The 19,056-nt window shown below is 66.5% G+C and carries 9 protein-coding genes; 2 read left to right on the top strand and 7 right to left on the bottom strand.

The window, feature by feature from the left end; genetic code table 11:
* Positions 1-385: 385 nt before the first annotated feature.
* Positions 386-613, bottom strand: a complete 228-nt coding sequence (locus C4B68_RS28525; RefSeq protein WP_240634512.1) for a helix-turn-helix domain-containing protein — start codon at positions 611-613, stop codon at positions 386-388.
* A 227-nt stretch (positions 614-840) separates the two neighbouring features.
* Between C4B68_RS28525 and C4B68_RS28520 the strand changes: the two genes are divergently transcribed.
* Entirely contained in the window at positions 841-2,154 is a 1,314-nt protein-coding gene (locus C4B68_RS28520; RefSeq protein WP_240634511.1) for a tyrosine-type recombinase/integrase, read from the top strand.
* Between the two features lie 200 nt (positions 2,155-2,354).
* Here the strand turns inward: C4B68_RS28520 and C4B68_RS28515 are convergent, their stop codons facing one another.
* The gene (locus C4B68_RS28515) at positions 2,355-3,017 is read right to left on the bottom strand and encodes a hypothetical protein (RefSeq protein WP_099504561.1); all 663 of its coding nucleotides are present in this window, start codon (positions 3,015-3,017) and stop codon (positions 2,355-2,357) included.
* 355 nt (positions 3,018-3,372) lie between these two features.
* Between C4B68_RS28515 and C4B68_RS28510 the strand changes: the two genes are divergently transcribed.
* Positions 3,373-4,647 carry a hypothetical protein gene (locus tag C4B68_RS28510; protein ID WP_104880020.1) on the top strand — a complete coding sequence of 425 codons (1,275 nt, stop codon included), beginning with the start codon at positions 3,373-3,375 and terminating at the stop codon, positions 4,645-4,647.
* A 378-nt stretch (positions 4,648-5,025) separates the two neighbouring features.
* On the opposite strand, the gene C4B68_RS28505 is transcribed toward C4B68_RS28510, so the two are convergent.
* Genes C4B68_RS28505 through pglX form a run of 5 tightly spaced genes read right to left on the bottom strand, consistent with a single transcriptional unit; the run spans position 5,026 to position 19,049 of the window.
* A complete protein-coding gene (locus tag C4B68_RS28505; protein WP_099504559.1) occupies positions 5,026-7,158 on the bottom strand; it encodes a DEAD/DEAH box helicase in 2,133 nt (710 codons plus the stop codon).
* Entirely contained in the window at positions 7,155-8,483 is a 1,329-nt protein-coding gene (gene brxD / locus C4B68_RS28500) for a BREX system ATP-binding protein BrxD (protein WP_099504558.1), read from the bottom strand. The genes C4B68_RS28505 and brxD overlap by 4 nt, the downstream gene beginning before the upstream one ends.
* Positions 8,480-11,290, bottom strand: a complete 2,811-nt coding sequence (pglZ, locus tag C4B68_RS28495; RefSeq protein ID WP_099504557.1) for a BREX-2 system phosphatase PglZ — start codon at positions 11,288-11,290, stop codon at positions 8,480-8,482. Before pglZ ends, brxD begins: the two co-directional genes overlap by 4 nt.
* Complete coding sequence (locus C4B68_RS28490) at positions 11,290-15,228, bottom strand: BREX-2 system ATPase PglY family protein (RefSeq protein ID WP_099504556.1); 3,939 nt, start codon at positions 15,226-15,228, stop codon at positions 11,290-11,292. Before C4B68_RS28490 ends, pglZ begins: the two co-directional genes overlap by 1 nt.
* Positions 15,229-15,233: 5 nt before the next feature.
* Complete coding sequence (pglX, locus tag C4B68_RS28485; protein ID WP_240634510.1) at positions 15,234-19,049, bottom strand: BREX-2 system adenine-specific DNA-methyltransferase PglX; 3,816 nt, start codon at positions 19,047-19,049, stop codon at positions 15,234-15,236.
* Positions 19,050-19,056: the final 7 nt, after the last annotated feature.

Genomic DNA, 19,056 nt, shown 5'->3' with positions numbered 1-19,056 from the left:
CGCGCACTGGCTGGCCCAGGCGAATGCAACCGCCTCAAGTGCCCTACCTGCACGCGGTCCTGACGCATCATACGATTCATCGCAACACTCGTGCCCCGCGAATGACATACATCCCCACTGCCAGATATGGGCACGTCAAATCACATCGGCCGCCTCCAGGGTCAGGGCACGACAGTCAGGCCACCCTGGCGCGGCTGGAAGGGGATCGAAGGGGAAGCGCCCACGGCCAGGACGACAACCGGCCGTCCGACCACGGCTGTGCAGCAAGGGCTGGGTGCTCGACGGGTTCCTGTACACCACTCGCGCGGGCCTCAGGGCGGACCGCCAGACGGCGAGGACAGCCCACGACCCCAGGACGCCTACCGCATTCACGATCCTCGCATTGTCAGCTCGGACCATCGGAGGCAGAGGAACCGGAGTCTTCCTGGGCGATGTGATTGACGAGTTCCCCCGGCTCCACATCAAGCCCCGCAGCGATATCCAAGAGCGTCAGCACGCTGGGGCTGCGCTGTCCATGCTCGATATAGATGAGGCCACGAAAGCTCAGCCCGCTGCGCTCTGCAAGTTCTTCCAGGCTGTATCTCCGCTCCTCTCTGAGACGACGGATTTGCATGCCCAGGGACAGGAGTCGCGGGTCCGGTGTTGGTTCACGTGCTGGCACACGGTGACTCGACCGTCACACCTTTGTGGACACCATGAACAGCTGTGCATAACTACTCGTTGTAGCGGACAGCATCGCCCTGGCAGACAGCAACAACGCCGTCGCGGCACGTCGCCAAGCCAGCGCGAAAGGGGCGGTGACAGGTCCAGCACGCAGCTCCGTTTTCGTGGGCAGGGCACATGAGCAAGCCAATCGAGCCGTTCGATCGCTGGCACAAGAGATATCCAAAACCAGAACGCGGTGACACACCGTGCCGCTGTGGCGCGCCACAGCAGTCTCTGTATCCGTCTGCGGACCACGGCCGAGGCCACCGATGGCAGGCCCGGTACACCGACTACTCAGGAAAAGAGAAACGACCGACCTTTGCCACCTGGCAGGAAGCCCGCGACTGCCTGGACAAGGTGCTCACGGAAGCCGAAAGGAAGACGTCGCGCGACAGCAATCCGGGCAGCCTGCAAGTTGAATACTTCGCAACCGAGATGATGAACAGGAGGCGCAAGCGGAAGAAGAATGCCAATACCTGCGACACCTACGAAAGCCATCTCCGCAGCCACATCCTGCCCTTCGCCGGCCACCGCACCGCAGACAGCCTGCGCCGCCCCGATTCCATGGCCTTCGTCGACCACCTCCTCGACAAGCAAGGCATCGACTCAGCCTGCACCGTCGTCCAGATCTTCAAGACCTGGCGCATCCTCGTGCACTACATGCTGGACGAGGACGTCCCGCTCCCTCCCAACATCGTGGCGAGGATCGACCTCCCGGACGTCACCCCCCGCGTCAAGGTCGCACTGTCTCCTGGGCAGGTCGCCGCGGTCGCAGCGGCAATGCGGAAGGTCGCGCCGCGCTACGAGGTCCTGATCTGGCTCGGAGCCTGCGCCGGACTACGTCAGGGCGAGGCCTTCGGGCTGAAGCGAAGCCAGGTGGCCTGGAACCACGACCTGCTTCACATCGAAGAGCAACGGCAGCGCGGTAAGGCCGTACGCCTCAAGACCAAGGCCAGCTACGCCACCTTGCCAGTGGATCACTTCCTGATCGGGCGGCTGCTACACCACGTGTCACGGTTCTCTGAGCCGGAGCCCGTCTCACCAGGCGCCGAGCGCCGCCGCCGGGCACGCGGCTACGCCGAGCCGCCGGACGAGGGCCTGATCGTCACGAACCGTCACGGCCGACCCGTACTGATCAGCGACTTCCACCAGAAATGGCGAAAGGCCGTGAAGCAAGCCGGACTTCCGGACAGAACCCGCTTCCACGACCTCAAGCACTTCTACACCACCACGCTCGGCGGCTCCGGCAAACACGACCCGAAAACCGTGCAAGCCCTATCCCGGCACGCGAAATTCTCCGAGACCTGGGACACCTACGCCCACCCGCCCCTCGCCGTGGAGGAGGTCATGGTCACTGTGTTCGGAACCGCGTTCTCGCACATCGACGCTCCGACGACATCGTTGCCGAACGGGTCTACCTTCCTGGCTTGCGCGTCGTCCGCGTCCTGAGCCTCTGCCCTCTCCTGCCTCCAACTCCACATCCTGCAGCGGCCTCAGCCGCACCTTGTTTCGATGACCGTCTCAGCAGATTTGACCGCCCCTCCCTCTGTAGCCCTCACAGTGATCCAACCAATGCGCAGCGGTACATGGTTGCTCCCCGTTCGAGCCTTCGACCGGGGTTCGGCTCCTGGCGTGGCCCCATAGATCTCTCACCACCAAGCGTGCTGTGCCAGTTCTGCGTAGTAGTCGGCCTGTAGGTCGGCGTGACTGTCGAGGTAGCCTCCTACGCCGCCGTACAGCATCCAGCCTGCGTCGTGCAGGCGGCGGCAGTCGGCGTCGAAGTCGATGTTCTGCTGGTTCGGCCGGGCCCGGACCACTCCCGCACGCTTACCGCCCCTGACGGTGCTGTATCGGAAGGTCTGCCCGTTCTCGTCGAGCTGATGAAGCCAGTCGAGGGTCTCCTGTGTCTCCTCGGGGATACGGTCGTTCGGGGCGTCCAGGAGCTGGCTGAGGTACTGGTTCAGTCGGTTCACCAGGTGCCCGATCACATGCGAGGCGTTGACGAGCTTGTCGGGTTCGCCAGGCAGGAGTTCGCTGCCGTCGCGGCGCAGACAGCCCGCTGCCACGCGAATGCACCCCTTCAGGGACAGCTCGATGCCATGCCGGTAGTTGTAGTAGATCGGGACAGGCAGCGCATCGTTCGTGCCGTTGCAGATCCAATGGCTCGCGAGGATGTCGGCTGCCTGCAGGTAGCCGAGGGCTATGTCGAAATCGTCCTCGTGGGGGCTGCCGATGACGGCGACGCTGTGCCAGTCCGAGCGCCGTGGGGGCAGGCGGGTCGGGTCGTCGGGGTCGTCCAGTGTTTCGCTCACAGTCCCAGGGTGGCGGGCTCACTGGTTGTCGCGCGCGTATTTTTCGCGTGCGACGAACTGGTGAACGAGGGGGCAGCCGAGCTATAGCCGAAAGGGACAGCGGCGCGATCGTGGGCGGGTGACCGGTTCCCTTTGTGTACCCATCGGTGGGGTCCTCCGGTGTCACGGAGGTTGCGTATGGAGGGGTCGTGGTTGATGGCCGGTGCCTGACGGATCGCTCCGAGGACGGTGGCGGGCAGGAGGTCCGGCCAGTCGTCGGCTTCGATGAGGTGGTGCGGGCCTGCAAACCACACGTTGGCGAGGCGGGATTGGGATCAGGGCCCACTGTTCATCCCAAGGTCATTAGAGTTGACACATGCCGAACGCTGCCATCATCAGCCTCGTCGCCCTAGCAGCCGCGAGCAGTGCAGCGTTGGCAACACTCTGGATGCTCCGTCGGCGTCGGTTCGACGTCATCACGGCACCCGCGGACGAGAGCCTTCAACCGAAGGCACCGTCGGGCATGACCGGCATGGTGTCGACGGAGTCGAGACCATCGCCCGTCCCCGTCGTTGACTCCCAGGTCTTGGTCGTGCCGGGAGCCAGCAACGATGAGATGTACGTGTTCGGCGCGCCCGAGAATCTGGACGTGTTCGGCACGACGGTGATCCAAACGCCAGTGCAGCTCGGATCATGGGCCACTCGGACCAAGGCTGCCGTGGACGGCGTACAGACGTACCAGCAGATGGTCGGACGCCTCATGCTGGTCGACCCGGAGATGGCGGCAGCAGTTCGCGCGGGCAGCGCGGCGAAGGACAAGGCGGGCGAGGTCCTCGCCCTCGTTCGAGACAGCAAGGGCAGGTTCCAGCATGTCGCGCGCCTCAAGGGGGTAGGTGGGCTCGCCGCAGCAGCGTCGATGACAAACGCTCTTTCCGCGATGGCGCTCCAGGCTCAGCTCGATCGGATCGAGAAGCAGCTCACGACCATTTCCGAACAGGTGGGAAGCGTCCAGCGACAGCAGCTCCGCGAATGGCATGCGGAAGCTCGCGCCGCGCAGGACCAACTTGCGGAGGTCTACCGAACTGCGAGGAGCATCGAGACCCTCTCGGACAATAACTGGGGACAGATCGAGTCGAGCGGGATTCTGCTCCGGACACATCTGCTCCACGACATCGAAAGACTTCGCGAGGCGATCACGACACTTGAGGACGTAGCGCGCGATCGAACTCTGCGAGGTCGTGAACGGAGATTGACCGACTCAGTTGAGTTCCTTCTCGCTTCGGGCGCAGCACTTGAGATCTCATCGCGGTCCTGGGTCCAGTTCTCTACTCTGCGGTTGTGGCGGATGACCGTTGTCGACGATCCAACGGTGGAGCCTTACCGCGAGGAGTTGGCAGCGTACATCGCCCGGCAGGCTACGACCCTCGACCCGCTGATCGCGCGGGCCGATGCCGCGATAAGCCAGGTCGCGGACTTCCGATGGTGGCATCTCGCGCGGAATCCGATCGCCGGTCGGCGACTGCCGGCCAAGGTCGAGGCCGCGTTGGCCACGGTGAGAGGCGTCGACTGGGCACCGCTTCGCCTGGAACAACCACACCGGAGGCTCGAAACTCCGCGGCGTGCCCTTGACGCCTCAGCCAGCGAGGTCTGACAGCACAGTTGAGCACGCCCATCAGGCGACACGGACACAACTTCCGCCAGTCCTCAGCAGGGCCCTACTATCCCTTTCGGCCGTATCGCGGCTGCCCCGAAAAGGACGGATCGCCCCAGTACACCGTAGGCGGCTCGCCAGCCGTCGCGGTGGTCAGGCGTTGGCGATCTCCGAATGAGGTCGAGTTTCTGCTGCGGCAGCAGTGCCTGGTGGCAGCCGGCCACCAGGCCGTTAAGGGCGGCGAAGACGTCGTGGCCCTTGGGCTGAGACATCGCGGTGAAGACCTGGGCGCGAGTGCTCCCGTCCAAGACGTTGATCCACAGCCGCTGTTCCTTGCGCGGCTCCGTGTTGATCGTCGGCCGCAGCTTCCGTGACCCGTCAGTAGCCCATTTCCGTGAATCTCGACGGCTCCCGCAGGATGGCCGCCGCGCCGTACAGATCCGCGAGACGAACGGCGAGTGTGGCCTCCGCGAGCCGAGGCGGGAGCGCAGCGCTGAACTTTAGACCATTGAGTGCTCGGGCATCCACGGCGGGCAGGCACAACTGATTGGTCGCCTCGGTAACCGCCTTACTCCATTCCGCGACGGTCACGTCCTCGCGGAGCCGCAGATAGGCATCAGTAGGCCGTTGCAGCGGGTCAGCGACCGTGGTGAGGGTCGCGGCCAGCGTGGCGTTGGCCCGGTAGCCGGCCCAGGTCCACCAGCGCACATTGGTATCTCGGCCACCTCGTACGATCACTGTCCCGTCAGTGTGCACCACCTCGGCGCTGTGGTCGCGTGCTTCTGCGAGGGCGGTCTGGGCGCGTCGGGTCAGGACGACGGGCGGGTCGGCGCCGAGCAGTACTTCCCGGGCCGCACGTGCGAGTTCGTACGATGCGGCCCGGACGAGACCAGCTCCTCCCCACCGGGCGCGGCCACCGCTGTCCACCGGATCGACGAAGCAGCGGCGCCGTGACCAGTCGATGTGGGTCACCTGCCAGCTGCGGCCCGCAAGGAGCAGGCGGCGCGGACCGGCGATCTCGTCCGTGAGCAGTGCCGGGTCGGTCGTACCGATCTCACTGCGGCCTGCAAGCACCGTGAACTCTGGGGCCGCAGTGAATACGGCCGTGATATCCATAAAGTGCCGGTATCCGAAGCGGCGTTCGGCTTCGGGGCCGATGAATAGCATTCCGCCGTCCTGATCCAGATACCCCTCCTGGACGAGGTGCCGCAGGATCGGCTCGGCGGATGGCCCGAAGGGGCCGAGCCCACCCCACCACTCTTTCCACAGCTGGTCGCCGACTCGGTGTTCCTGCAGGCAGAGCGCAAGGATCTGCTGTGCGGCGATGTGCCGGGGCTCGGGCGGAGCCACCACCGGTTCGACCCAGCCGCGTGACCATAGCAGGAGCAGGGCGGACGCACTGAGCAGACCACTTTCATCCAGGGCGAGGAAGAGGCAGTTGCGGGCCGAGCCAGGTCGGCGGCCCGTCCGCCCAAGACGTTGCAGGAACGACGCTACGGTTCCGGGTGCGTCGACCTGGATGACCCGGTCCAAGTCCCCGACGTCGATGCCGAGTTCGAGGGTGCTGGTGGATACGATCACGCAGTCGCGGGCCTCGGCGAAGGCCTCCTCGGCCTTCCTGCGCTCGTCCACGGACAGCGAGGCGTGGGACAAGAAGGTGGTGACTCCCTTGGCACGCAGGGCAGCCCCGAGCTCCTCAACCTGTCTGCGTGCTTCGCAGAACACCAGGCGCTTCTCGCCTCGGTGCAGGGATGCGATCACCGTCGCGGCGTTCGCCAGCGAGCCGACGAAGTCGAGCTGGATGTCGCCGGGCGGCGGCAGCGCGGGGGACTCTTCGCGGAGATGGGGGGCGACGACCTGTGCCGCACGCTTCCCGGCGCCGGAACCCTGCAGCCAGTTCAGCAGTTGCTCCGGGTTGCCGACGGTTGCCGAGAGCCCCACACGTTGTACCGGCCGCTCCACCACGCGCTCCAGCCGTTCCAGAACGGCCAACAGATGCCAGCCGCGGTCGTCGCCGGCGAAGGCGTGGACTTCGTCGACGACGATCGCCTGCAGTCCCGAGAAGAAGGCACGGTGGTCGACGTTCACGCTGACCAACATCGCTTCGAGGGATTCCGGCGTGGTCAGCAGTATGTCCGGGCGCTCGCGCAGGATGCGCTTGCGCCGCGTGTGCGGCACATCGCCGTGCCATAGCGCGGCCGTACGGCCCAGCCAGGCGGTGTAAGTCTCAAGACGGGGCAGGAGGTTGTTGAGGAGGGCCTTGAGCGGACAGACATAAAGCACCGAGGTACCCGTCCACCCCTCCTGAGCCATCTTCGACAGCAGGGGGAAGGTTGCGGCCTCGGTCTTGCCGCCGGCGGTCGGCGCGAGCAGGACGGCGTCAGAGCCGTCGAGGAGCGGCGTGATCGCCTCCTCCTGGAGAGGACGGAGCGCGGGCCAGCCAAGAGAGTTGACGATGTGGTGGATCAGACCGGGGTGGAGGTGGTCGAGTGGTTCGGGAGCTCCGGTCACGGCAACTCCAGCTCGATGTCATCGGCGGTGTCGGCTGCTGCGTTGCGCTCGATCTCGCTCAGTTCGGCCGTGTTCACCGTCAGGGCATAATCCCTGCGAGGATCGAAGTCCTCGAACTCGTCGACCCTGTCCAGCACGTCTGCGACGAGTTTGCGAAGGAACAGACGGGGCGCAATGCCCGCCCGTCCACCGAGCCTGCTCGTCATAGCCGTGGCCAGCTCGGAGACGTACGCGTCGTCGACCAGCGATGCGATCCTGTCCGGGTTCCGAGCTGCCCCTGCGTACAGGTCCCTCACCGAACGGCCGAGTTCTCCCAGACGCTGTAGGTCGAAGCCGCTGAGCCGCAGCTGTACAGCCCGCGGGTTGTCGAAGCGCGGATCGGTGGTGAAGTCGGTGGCCAGGCGCTGAGCGAGCGGCGGAAGCCGCTGGACCCCCTGCTGCCCGTCATAGAAGGCAGGCGTGCCTGTGATGACCAGGAAGAGGCCAGGAAAGCGTCCTGTATCGATCTCGTCCAGAAGCTGACGTAGCGCGTTGAGGCCCTTCTCGCGTACGTCGCCGCGCACACGCTGCAGCGTTTCGATCTCGTCGAGAACGATCAGCAGGCCCGGGTGACCGCAGTCCTTCAGCACGGTCAGGAGTCCCTGCAGGAAACCGAGTGCGGCGAAGTGGTCCAAATCGCCTCGCACACCGGCGGCACGCCGTGCCGACGCAGCCACCGACTTCTGGCCGCCGAGCCAGGCGATGAGCGCCTCAGCAGTGGCCGCGTCCCCATCCATGGTGGCCCTGCGATATCCGCGCAGCGCGGCCGAAAAGGCGGGGGTGGTCCGTGCCACCGTCCGCAGACGTTCTTCCATCAGCGCGTCGACCGCTGCCTCCAGGCCCGCGCTGTCGTCTGCGAGGTCGGGACGAGTCTCGCTGGCATCCTCTTCGAGGGCGTAGAACCAGCCGTCGATCACGGACCGCAGGGCGCTGGGCGGCTGGGTCGCAGTCGTCAGCCGCTCCGTCAGCCGCCGGTACACCGTCTCCAGTTTGTGCAACGGGGTTTCGGTCTCCGAGATCTGGATCTCGGCGGTGGCGAGACCGGCCCTTTTGGCGCGTTCCGCGAGCCAGCGGGCGAAGAACGTCTTGCCGGATCCGTACTCGCCGCGGATGGCGTGGAAGGCGGCACCACCGGTAGTGGTCGTCAAGATGCGTTCATCCAGCGCCGGGGCGAACCTGTCCAGGCCGACAGCGAAAAGATCGAGGCCGGTCTGGGGTACGGTCCCGCGCCGCAGTGCGTCGATGACCTCGCGGCGGCGGGCCGCGCTCACGAGCGGAGTACTCATGCCACTCCGCCTTCCGCCTGGGTCAGCTCGAACTGCTGGATCAGCTGGTCGCGGTTGAGTCGCACTCTGGTCCGTGTATCGATCAGGTTGATGACGTCGTAGCCCTCCACGTTGAGCAGGCGGGTCAGGACGGTGACGATCCCCTCGGGACGGCTGGGTGCTCGGCCGCCCGATGCGGTGACGGCGGCGACCACCGCCGCCAGCGAGAGCGTGCCGCCTGCCGCGTCGAGGGCGTCGACGACGGCCGCGACGACCTTGCGGTCCGGTGCCCTGCGTACGAAGGCCTTCTGGTGGTCGTAGATCTTGGTGGAGACGACGCGCCAGCCCAGAGACTGCTCAGGTTCAGGTGCTTTCTCCATCGGTGGATTCTGCGCGGTGGGCGCCTTGGCCGTTTCGTCATCGACGGGTGCATCGCTCGTTGCCACCGTCTTCGGACGCAGGCCGGTTTTCCTGGCCAGCTTCTTCGTCAGCTTCGGCTCCACTGCGGGAACGAACGGTGAGACCGGTTCCGCCGACCGCTCCCACCAGGAAGGCTCGACCGATTCCCGAGGCACTGTCGCCCAGCCTTCCGGGGCCACCTCGTCGGTGGGTGCCAGTACGAGCACCGGCACGGCCATCTCGGCGAGGGCAGCGCCTCCGCGGTATCCGGCTTTGCCGGGCGTGTAGTGGATGTCCTCAGACCAGGCCGCCGTGATCCGTCCACCGTTCTCCAGGACGCGTGGCCCGTCCAGGGCGACTTCGCCGTCACCTGCCGGTCCGGTACGCCAACGCGCCGCCTCCACGTCCTCGGCCAGGGCCGGCGTCGCCGAGCTGCTGTCCCGGTCCTGGACATGCCCATGAGCGGACACCAGCACCACCGGACGCCCTTGCGCACGTGCCGTGTTCAGCAGCTCGGGCAGGTACGTCACGCTGTCCACGGTCCACGGGCCGCCCGGACTCTGCCGACCGTGGTCGAGGCTTTCGTCGATCGTGTCGAGGACGACACCGACCACCTCGTCCATGGCGATCGCCGAGATGAGCTGGTCACGGAGCCGATGCCCCACTTCAGCCGGTATGTCGCTTTTGTGAAAAAGGGACGCCGTGTGGTCGTGCTCTTGCCAGAACGCGATGAAGTTCTCCTTCTCCTCCTCCGGTCCTCCCAGGACAGGGCGACCGCTGAGGAGTGAGGCACGGCAGACGGCCGTCACCGAGGGCATCAGTGCGACCGCCGCCCTTCGCAGCCCTCCTTCGCCGAGTTCGATCCACCGGCCCGTGCTGGTCAGTTCCTCGCCCAACTCGGCAGCGACAGCACCGGTCATGCCCGTCAGGACGACCACCAGCGGAGGATGCGCCGCGTCCGCCAGCGGCCGGGCCACCTCGTTCAGGACGTTCTCGATGAGCAGGTCTCCGCCCGGCCGGTTCGGACGGGCGTCCTGCGTCCACCGGGCCAGACAGCTCGCGAAAGCCTCGTCGAGGAGGTGCCGCCGTTGGCGCGCGGCGTCGTGCAGTTTTCCATACGCCTCGTCGACTACAGGATCCGCGACGGTGTCCCCCTGCCACAGCTGGGTGAGCGCTCGGTCCGCCCATCCCCAGTTCGTGACGTGTGCCTGAACGGCTTGCCCAACCGAGGACACCCCGGGGACGTCCTGGTCCAGCCAGCGCCTCAACCTCACTGCCATGCGGGCGAGTTCGACTCGCTCGGGGTAGAACGACGGCGCCAGCTGGTGCTCCCGTACGAACTCCCACGCGGCTTGTGCGGCGTCGGCACTCTCGGACAGGGCCTCGGCCAGGCGGCGCAGCCGCTCCTGGAAACCGGACGGCAGGAACGGGTTGTCCGCCAGCACGCCGGTCAGATGGACGCTCTCGGCCAGCTGGTCGGCCTGCCGCACCACGTCGAGCACCCGGTGGCGAGCCTGCTCACTCTGCGTCCCCCGTCCGGCGGCCTCGCCGATCCATCGGGTCAGCGTGCCCTCCACCGCGCTGGTGAAGGCACGAAGTTCGGACGGCCTGAAGCGAACGCCGTTGAGCAGCGAGCCAAGAGCCAAGGCGGCGTCCGCCGAAGAGGGGTCCCCGCTTTCGGACAGCACGGAGGAGAGCAGCCCCAGTGCCGTGGCCCGGGGGCCGAGGCCGCTCACGGCAAGCCGCAGCAGCAGTGGCGCGGCTTCGCCCGCACGCTGTTCCAGCCAGTCGGCGATTCCCTGTTGCTCGGCCTCGGGCAACACGGCGAAGCGGTCAGGGCCGCCGGGCTGCTGGGACCAGGCAAGGAGGGCATCGACGTCCACGGACGCTCCGCCCTCGAACACTCCCTCAAGGCCCAGCCGTACGCCGACCAGGGCGCGCATCGCCGCGTCCAGCGTGAGCACGGTCCCTCGTTGCGGCCATCCCTCCCGCGGCTCGGCCGCGATCAGCGCGGCCGGCAGCCACAGCCACGGATCGCGTCGCATACGGGGGTCGAGGTCGGCGGCTCCGAAGAGCTGCTTGACGATGTCCGCCTCGTCCACGGTGATCGTGCGCGAGCGCATCATCTCGCCGAGCAGGTCGACGCCGACCCGCTCGTCGGCCACGTCCGTCGTGACCACGAGGAGGTCGGAGCCGTGCTGGGCCCGGTGTTCCTGCCAGGCGTCGGTGATGCCGAGCACTGAGGTCGCGTGTGCGACATGGACGCTGCGCCGATCGCCCTCGCCGTCCGGCACTGTGAACACCTTGGCCGCCGTCTCGGCGTACCGCCCGTGCACCAGCATCAACTGTCTGCCCTTCGCACGCGGAAGGTGCGTGGCGAGCAGTCCGGTGATGACACGCTGGTCGAGTTCGGGCACGATCGCCCCCATCAGTCGTCCTCGTGGCCCGCCGAGGCGTGCCGGCTCTCGTGGTCGGGCTGCACCACCTGCCAGTTGATCTCGATCTTGGCACCGGGATGGGCGGCGGCATAGCTCTGGATCTGTTCACGGACATCGGCGAGCGCACTGCCGAGTGCCGTTTCCAAGGTGCTGTCACCTGCGACGACGACCCGTCGTGCCTGCGGGGCGGCGGGGGACGAGGGTGCCGACGGCTGAGAAGGCGCTTTGGGACCCGTGGTCCCTGGCGTGGACTGCGGGAATTCGTCAGGCTCCGCCGGCTGGGCAGGCCCTTGCTGCGTGGGCGCCGGCGGCTGCGGGGGAACCGGTGGCGCGACCGTGCTCAGCCGCGCGGCCTCGTTGATCAGCTCCACCGCCTTGCTGCGCGCCAGCTTCAGCACCGGGGCGAGTGCGGTGTCGTACTCGTCCTTCGAAGCCGCCTCGGCGATCTGGGCGAGCAGCCGCTCCGAGCGGTCGGCGAGACCGTCACCGCGGTCGATGTACTTCCGGACGCTCTCGATGAGTTCCCAGTCGGTGTTGTCCAGCGCTTCCAGGACGGCTTTCGCAGAAGAAACGGTCTTGCCCAGGACCAAGTCGGTCGTCGCGTACGCTGCTGCCGCAAGGTCGCGGGCCAGTCCCGTCGCGTCATGGTTCTGCTTGATCCGGGCCAGCAGGTCGGCCGCGTCCCGCACCGCCTGCTCCCGAGCCGTCAGTGCCTCACCCGAAACACCCAGTGCGGCACGATGCTTGGCAAGCGAGTGCCGCAGCCCGATGATGTCGTTCTCGTGCTCCGCGGCCTTCTCCCGGACCGCGGTCGCCAACGCATTGACGTTCCGGGCGTAGGGCAGCGCAGGCACGTCCGTCACCAGCAGCAGCGCTGCCTTGGTGTGCGCGGCGGCGAACTCCTCCTTGCTGGGCAGCTCCTGCGCGCGGAGCGCCCAGCCGGAGCCGATCTGGTCCAGCGCGGGTGCCGTGGGCTCCGGCTTGCCGTTGAGGACCCAAGACCGGTCGGACAGCAGCGCGTACGTCGCGATCACCAGGTTCGAGACGATGGTGTCCAGCCCTGTCCAGCCCAGCTCGGCGATCCAGACCCGGATGTCCTCGACGGAGTAGTCGCCCTTCGCCCCATGATGGTCGGCCTGCCGGTTGACCTCGCGCATCCAGTCGACGCCGATGGTCAGCGGTCCGTCGTGCACCTCGCCGAGTTCCAGCGCATGCACCACCCGCGCGACGTCAGCGATCTCCTTGCCGTCGACGACGACCCGGCCACCGGCATCCATGGCCTTCGCAATCCAGCCGTACACCATCTTGAACTTCGCTGTGGTGATCGGCTTGCGACTCTCCCCTCGGTCGAAGTTCGGGTGTTTCGGGTACTTCGCGTCGAACAGCCCGTCGGCCAGCTTCAGCAGGTTGTACTCAAAGCTGCCGCCGCCCTGAAGCTGTGGTGTGTGCCCCGCGAACAGCGCGTGCACGTGCTTCCCGTCGGTGACCTCGGAGCTGAAGTCGGCCTCGTTCGCCTTGGCGAGCCCGTACGCCTGGTGCAGCACCCGGGAGAGTTCTCCGGTGAGGGTGTCGCGCTGCGCCTCCAGCTGGTGCCTGACCCGTACCTGGTCGTCCGAGGACAGATGCGTCGCGAAGTCCCTCAGGTGATCGCGGTCCAGAAGGTAGTTGATCTTCAACAGGCGGCCGAGCTGCTTTCCACGCTGACTGGACAGGAACGACGGTAGCCACACGACCGTCGCTGCGTCCGGATTCTCGCGCTGCAGGCGGAAGACCCGGATCTCATCAGCGGTGATCTTCGCGTCCGGGTTGCCAGGGTAGCCGAGGACGAAGCGGATCCGGTCCGGGGAGCCCGGCTCGAACTGTCCGTCCGGCAGGACGTTCTTCTCGGAAACGTCCTCGAAGACGAACTCGGCGGTGCGACGGGTGCCGTGCCAGACGATCTCCCGCTCACTGACCAGCTCACCCTCGTCCGGAACCCTCAGCTCCCGCCACAGCCACTCCTGCACCCACCTCTTGCGAGCACCGGTGGAGTCCTTCTCCCCCACGCTGTCCAGGATCGGCTCCACGTCGAGGTCCGACAGGTGGAGGGTGAAGACCGGATCAGCCTCGTTTCCGTCGCTGCGCAGCTCACCGGGGAACGCCGCCTGCAGTTCCCGCATCCGTGTGATCGCCAGGCTGTCCGTCTGACCGGTGCGGGAGCGGATCGACCCGTGGTTCAGAGCCGCCAGCCGCGGGCCCGTGAGCCGCGTCAGCGCGGGCACCTCCGGGGCGAGATAGGCAAGCAGCATCGTCTTGATGAACCGGTCGTCAGCCTTGTACTTCTCGCTGTCCGCCGGCTTGCCGTCCGCCGACTTGTACTTCTGCTCCAGGTGCGCCTGCACCCTGCCGTAGAAGCGGATCGCTGCGTCGGCATCGCTGCGCAGCCGGTCGGTGAACGCCTCGCCCATTCCGTCGACCAGTACGTCCCACAGGTCGCCCAGGGGAACGAGCTGGCCGACCTTCATGTCCGCGCGCCGCCGGTTGAGCACCTGCTGCAGCAGCTTCAGACCGGTGCGTTCGCGCTGCAACGCGCTCGACAACGCCACGAGCACGTTGAGGAGCACCGGGGAGACCGGGTAGAGGGCCTTGAAGTCCGCCCAGTCCGCGTGCGTGATGCCGTTCGCGTCCAGCAGCACGTCCCGCACGGACTGGTTGGAGGTCTCGAGCCGGGAGAAGGCCGTGTCCAGGGCAGCGCGTGCCGCGGCGTTCTTGGGCTTGAGGACGCGCTCCTTGATGATCTCCGGGAGGTTCTTGTCCTCCACGGTGATCGTGTCGATGCGTCCGGAGAGGTAGTTGACCCGGCTCTCCAGGTTCTTGACATCGGCTCCGACCGCGTTCGCGCCAATCAGCTCGGCCAGGTCGCGCTGGCGGGAGATGAACGACACCACGGGCAGGGGGCGGCCACTCACCCCGGACTCGATCAGCTTGACCAGTTTGTCGATCTCGCTGTTGACGAAGGACTGCTCATTGAGATGTGCCTGGAGCCAGAGGATCAGTTCGTCGATGAACAGGATCAGGCCCTCGTAGCCGAGCGCCTTGGCGTGCCGGCTGATGATGTCCAGGCCGTTCTCCAACGGCACGAACGCGTCCTTGGCGCCGAGCGCGCCCTGGGAGTACGACGCGAACGGGCCGGAGAGCAGAGCCGAGGCCAGCCAGTCCCGGTGCCTGTCGCCGGAGGCGGCGGCGAACGCCCGGTCGAGCAGGTCACTGGTCCACACCGAGGGGGCCTCGGCGGCGTCGAGGTCTTCGAGGTCGTCCTCGTCGTCCGTCGCCGCGTTCCGGACGTTCCCGGCTCTCTCCCTCGGTAGGTCGGGGTTGCCCAGCCAGCGGATGAACTCGGCGTCGTCACCGGTGAAGTCACGCTGGCGACGCGCGTCGGCGAACATGGCGTCCACCCGGTAGACGGGCGGCACCGGAGCATCCGGATGAAGCCTGGTCACCGCGGTGACGTAACCGCCCAGGAGCGCCGAGTCCAGGTCGGTCGAGCCGACCAAGTGGTAGGGCACCATGAGGAACTTCCGGTCCCGCAGCCATACATCGTGCTCCGCGATGACCGGCTGGAGCCGCGGCTTCGCACGCGCGGCCGGGTTGCCGGACAGGATGGCGTGCAGCACGGTCATGAAGTGGCTCTTACCGGAGCCGTACGAGCCGTGCAGATACGCCGCGTTGGAGTCCCCGCCCTGCACGGAGTCCTGTACGACCTTCAGTGCCCGGCGCAGCGCCAGCTCCAACTGGTCGGTGACCACGTACTCGTTGACGCGCTCCGTTGCCTGGTCGAAGCCGTCGGACAGCTCGACCTTGAACTTCCCCGCCAGCACGGACTCGGGCATGTCGAGTACGTCGCGAAGGTAGAGCTGCTCGTCACTGCCAGTGCTGCTACTGCTGCCCATCGTGGTCAGTCCTGTTCCCCGTTGCCGTCGTTGATGCCATTGTCATCAATAGTGGTCTGCTGTGCCTCGATCGTGGCGTCGGCCCCTGCTCTGCGGCCGCGGCTCTTCTTGGCCGGGCGCCAGTCGGAGAGAGCGCTCGGGGCGATCCCGCGGCCGGTCAGCTGCGCGTCCAGGAAGCTCTGGATCTCCTTGGCGGCCGACTCCTCGCCCCACTCCTCGTCCACGTCTCCGAACCACTGCCGCAGCCACGGCATCAGCTCCGCGAGTCCGGCGAGCAGCGGCACGAACCGCTCCTCGGGCCACGCCTCGTTACGGCCGCGGTTCCTGACGACGTTCAGCAGCGCCATGGCCTGGTCCCGTTGGTCCCATCCCGCCCAGCCGAGCAGCAGCGTCGGGTCGGAGCCGGGACTCGCGTCTGGGTAGGAGATGAACCGCTCCTTCGGCACGTCGAGCTTTCCGCGGTTCGACCAGTAGGACTGCCGGACGAAGTCCGCGCCTGTGTACTTAGGTGGTACGGGGATGCTGAGCCGTACACCGTCACGGTCCTCCTCGCGCTGCAGCTCCCAGACCCCCTCCCACTGCCGGCGCTTGCGCAGCCCGCTGTCCTTGTAGCGGTAGGCGGACAGGTACGGAACATGCTCGGCGTCGACCACGTCGACGAGCACGTGCTCCAGGCCGAGGTTCGGCTTGCCGAGGTGGGTCGCATAGAGCCCGGCAACCGCGTCGACCTCTTCGGCGTCGGACCGCTTGCCGAGCTCGTCGGCGAGCTGCCCGACGGTCAGAGTGCGCGGCTGCTCGAAGTCGTCCACGACATGGAACCAGAGGCTCCGCTCCTCGCACCGGTCGAGCAACCAGGCCCGCAGGGCGGCTTTCTCTCGTTTGTTCCACGGGTCGGCGGCCCAACGGCGCTTGTACTCGGGGCGCTCGACGAGGGCGATGTCCGGGCGGCTCTCGATCGTGTCGATGCGGGCTTGAACGATGTCGCGGTACCAGTCGGGCCAGCGCGAGGGGATCTCGGTGACCGGGGTGGAACCGTGGCGGTCGAACCACGCCGTCTCGACCTCTCCGGCAGCCTGTCGGCGAGCCAGCACGATCTCGAACGCCCGCTCACCGAGCTTGACTTGGGGAACATCGGCGGGCGTGGGCGAGAGGGCGACGAGGCGGGCCTTCTCGGCGTCCGTGAGGAGGCCGTAGGAGTGGTAGACCTCCCAGTCCAGCTCTTCCTGGATGGCGATCATGTGCTCGCGGGTGCGGGTCCAGGTGGTGCGGGCGGTGTCGAGGCGGGGGCGGGTGGGAGGCTCGATTCTGGTGCAGATGACGGAAGGCTCGTGGGTGGCGAGGCCTTCGGCGAGGCTGTCGAGGGTGCGACTCAGGGGCAGAGGGAGATCAGCGGGGAGGGGGAATTCGTGGAGTTTGGTGCCGGTGAACTCGTAGCGCTCTTCCCAATCCTCGTCCTGGAGACCACGGCCGAGACCGCTTCCGCCCTTGCCTTGGCTCACCTGCTTGAGCCAGAAGCACGCCGTCGATGAGTTGAGCACACCCAGCAACGCCAAGTGTTCCTCTAGACTTGCCCCTTCGGGAAGCTTGATGGCTGGAGCCGTACGGTTGAATACGCTTCCACCTCGGTCCAGTACGAAGTGGTTGTGCGTCGCCACGAATGGGAAAGCAATACCGAACGGCACAATGAACCGCTCCGGATGCCACCGACTCCATTCATACCAAGTGAGTCCGATTTCCTCGTGAATTCCCCCAGGCTCACGGCGAAGCCGCAAATGTGACCGGTGGAGCCACAGATGGCGGTGAGTGGCAGTGTCGCCGCTATCCGCCTTGAGGTCGTTGCCGTACGGGAACAATGAATCCGTTTCGGGTTGCAGATCCCAGTCCCGGATCACTGTGCCCTCAACGACCGGCACGACATGCTCCCTGAAGACTCCCTTGCGGCTCCAAGTCCCCGGCGCAGCAAAGTACGCCTCGTCCGAGCCTGTATGCGCCGTACGCCCAATCAGCTGCACTCGCTTGCGAAGGCACGACTCGCTACCCGCCTCAAGGCGAGACATCAGGTCATGCGCTCCGCCGCCTTGAAGCGACCATGGAAAGTCCCGAAAACGCTCCCGTGGCGCATCGAGCGACGCGACCCAGTCCGACTCGCTGAGCCTTTGCTTGACCTGGTCCTTGATTGCCTGCCACACGTACCCCTTGGCCGGGTCATCCGGCAGCTCGGGTTCCCCTCGAACCCCCAAAACAGCCCGAACAGGATCCGACTGCCGAGCCATCTGATTCCGCCCCGCAAGAATCACCGTGGGCGTCCCATGTCCAGGGATATACGCCCCGGACGTATCGACGATATGCGTCAGTTCAACGCCGTCAAATCGACCCTTCCGCGTCCGCCCCTTGGCATCCCTGTACGTGTACTCGCGCCCTCCATGGAAGAACGCCTCGATCAGCGTCTTCCCGAACTCCCGCTTCATGAAGGAGTTTGCAGTGATCTGCCCGGTGAAGCCTCCATCACGATTACTGCCGCCAGCCCTGCAGGCAAGCTCGAAGATCCGCTGAGCGAACGGCACGGACAAGGCATAGTTACCGGAGCAAGCGAAGTACGCCCGGGCGTAATTCTCCTTCTCCTTCTTGTCCTTGACCGTGATGTACGGCGGATTGCCCACCACCACGTGGTACGAGTATCGGCCGAGCAGATCGCAGCGCTCGACGAAGCCGTCGATGTCCTCCGTCCGGTACAGGAACTGCTCCCGGCTGGAGAACAGGTCATCGTCCACGGCCCCTGCGTCCCGGCCATGTAGCAGCGAGTCCCCGACCGCCACGTTGATGGGGAAGTCCGGCAGAGTGTCCAGCCTCTTCGCGCCGGATGCCTTCAGCACCGCCACCACCAGCCGGAACCGGGCGATCGCCACGGCGAACGGGTTCTTGTCGCACCCGTGCACCGACTCCAGCGCCCGCCGGATCAGCGCCCAGTCGTCCGTACCCTTCTCTGCGTCCCGCCACTTCGCCAGCAGGCGATCGAACAGGCCGAGCAGGAAGTGCCCCGACCCGCACGCGGGGTCGATGGTCCGCAGCCCCGGAGGCAGCTCCCGCTTGTTGCCATGGCCGTCGACGATCTCGACGATCGGTTCGAGGCCGAACTCCTCCACCGCGGGTTCGAGTGTCAAGTCGAGGATGAACTCCTCGACGAACACGGGGGTTTGCAAAAGCGCGTATGTCTTGCGGGCGTGCTCGCTCAGCTCCTGGTACAGGTCGCCCAGGAAGCGTGTACTCAGCTCGGGATCCACAAAGCTGTGGACGATCTCCCCGTCGCGGTCCACCCGCCGCCAGAACCTCAGCAGGTCCCGTGCGGCCTCGTACGAGGGCTCGATCTCCCACAGCGGGTTGTGCGCCTCGTCGAACAGGCCGGCCACCGTCCGGTTTGTGCCAGCGAGATGCCGGAAGGACTCGTACAGCCAGTCACGGTCGTTCATCGCCGGATTGGCCGCGAAGAAGGCCTGATCGTGGTCGATCGCCTCCTTCAGACGGTCGCCGACTCCCGCGATCCAGGGCCGCTCAAGAAGCTCGTTGTCCTCGCAGAAGCGCACAAACACGCAGGCCAGCACCCACGCCGCCGCAACCTGCGTGACCCGTTCATCACGCCAGGTCTCATACGGCGCTGAGGTGCGGTCGGCGTCGTACGCCAGCCGGTACTCGTCGTGCAACCGCTTGCGGTACTTCTCGACCGACTCACTGCGCGCTCGCAGATCGTCCTCCAGGGCCGAGACCTGCTTGCGCAGGTCCTTCAGCAGCACATCCTGGTTTCCGTTTCCGCCCTGCGCGCTCACGGTTGGC

Source organism: Streptomyces dengpaensis (genome assembly GCF_002946835.1).
GTDB lineage: Bacteria > Actinomycetota > Actinomycetes > Streptomycetales > Streptomycetaceae > Streptomyces > Streptomyces dengpaensis.
This window is presented reverse-complemented; position numbering and strand designations above follow the sequence as displayed.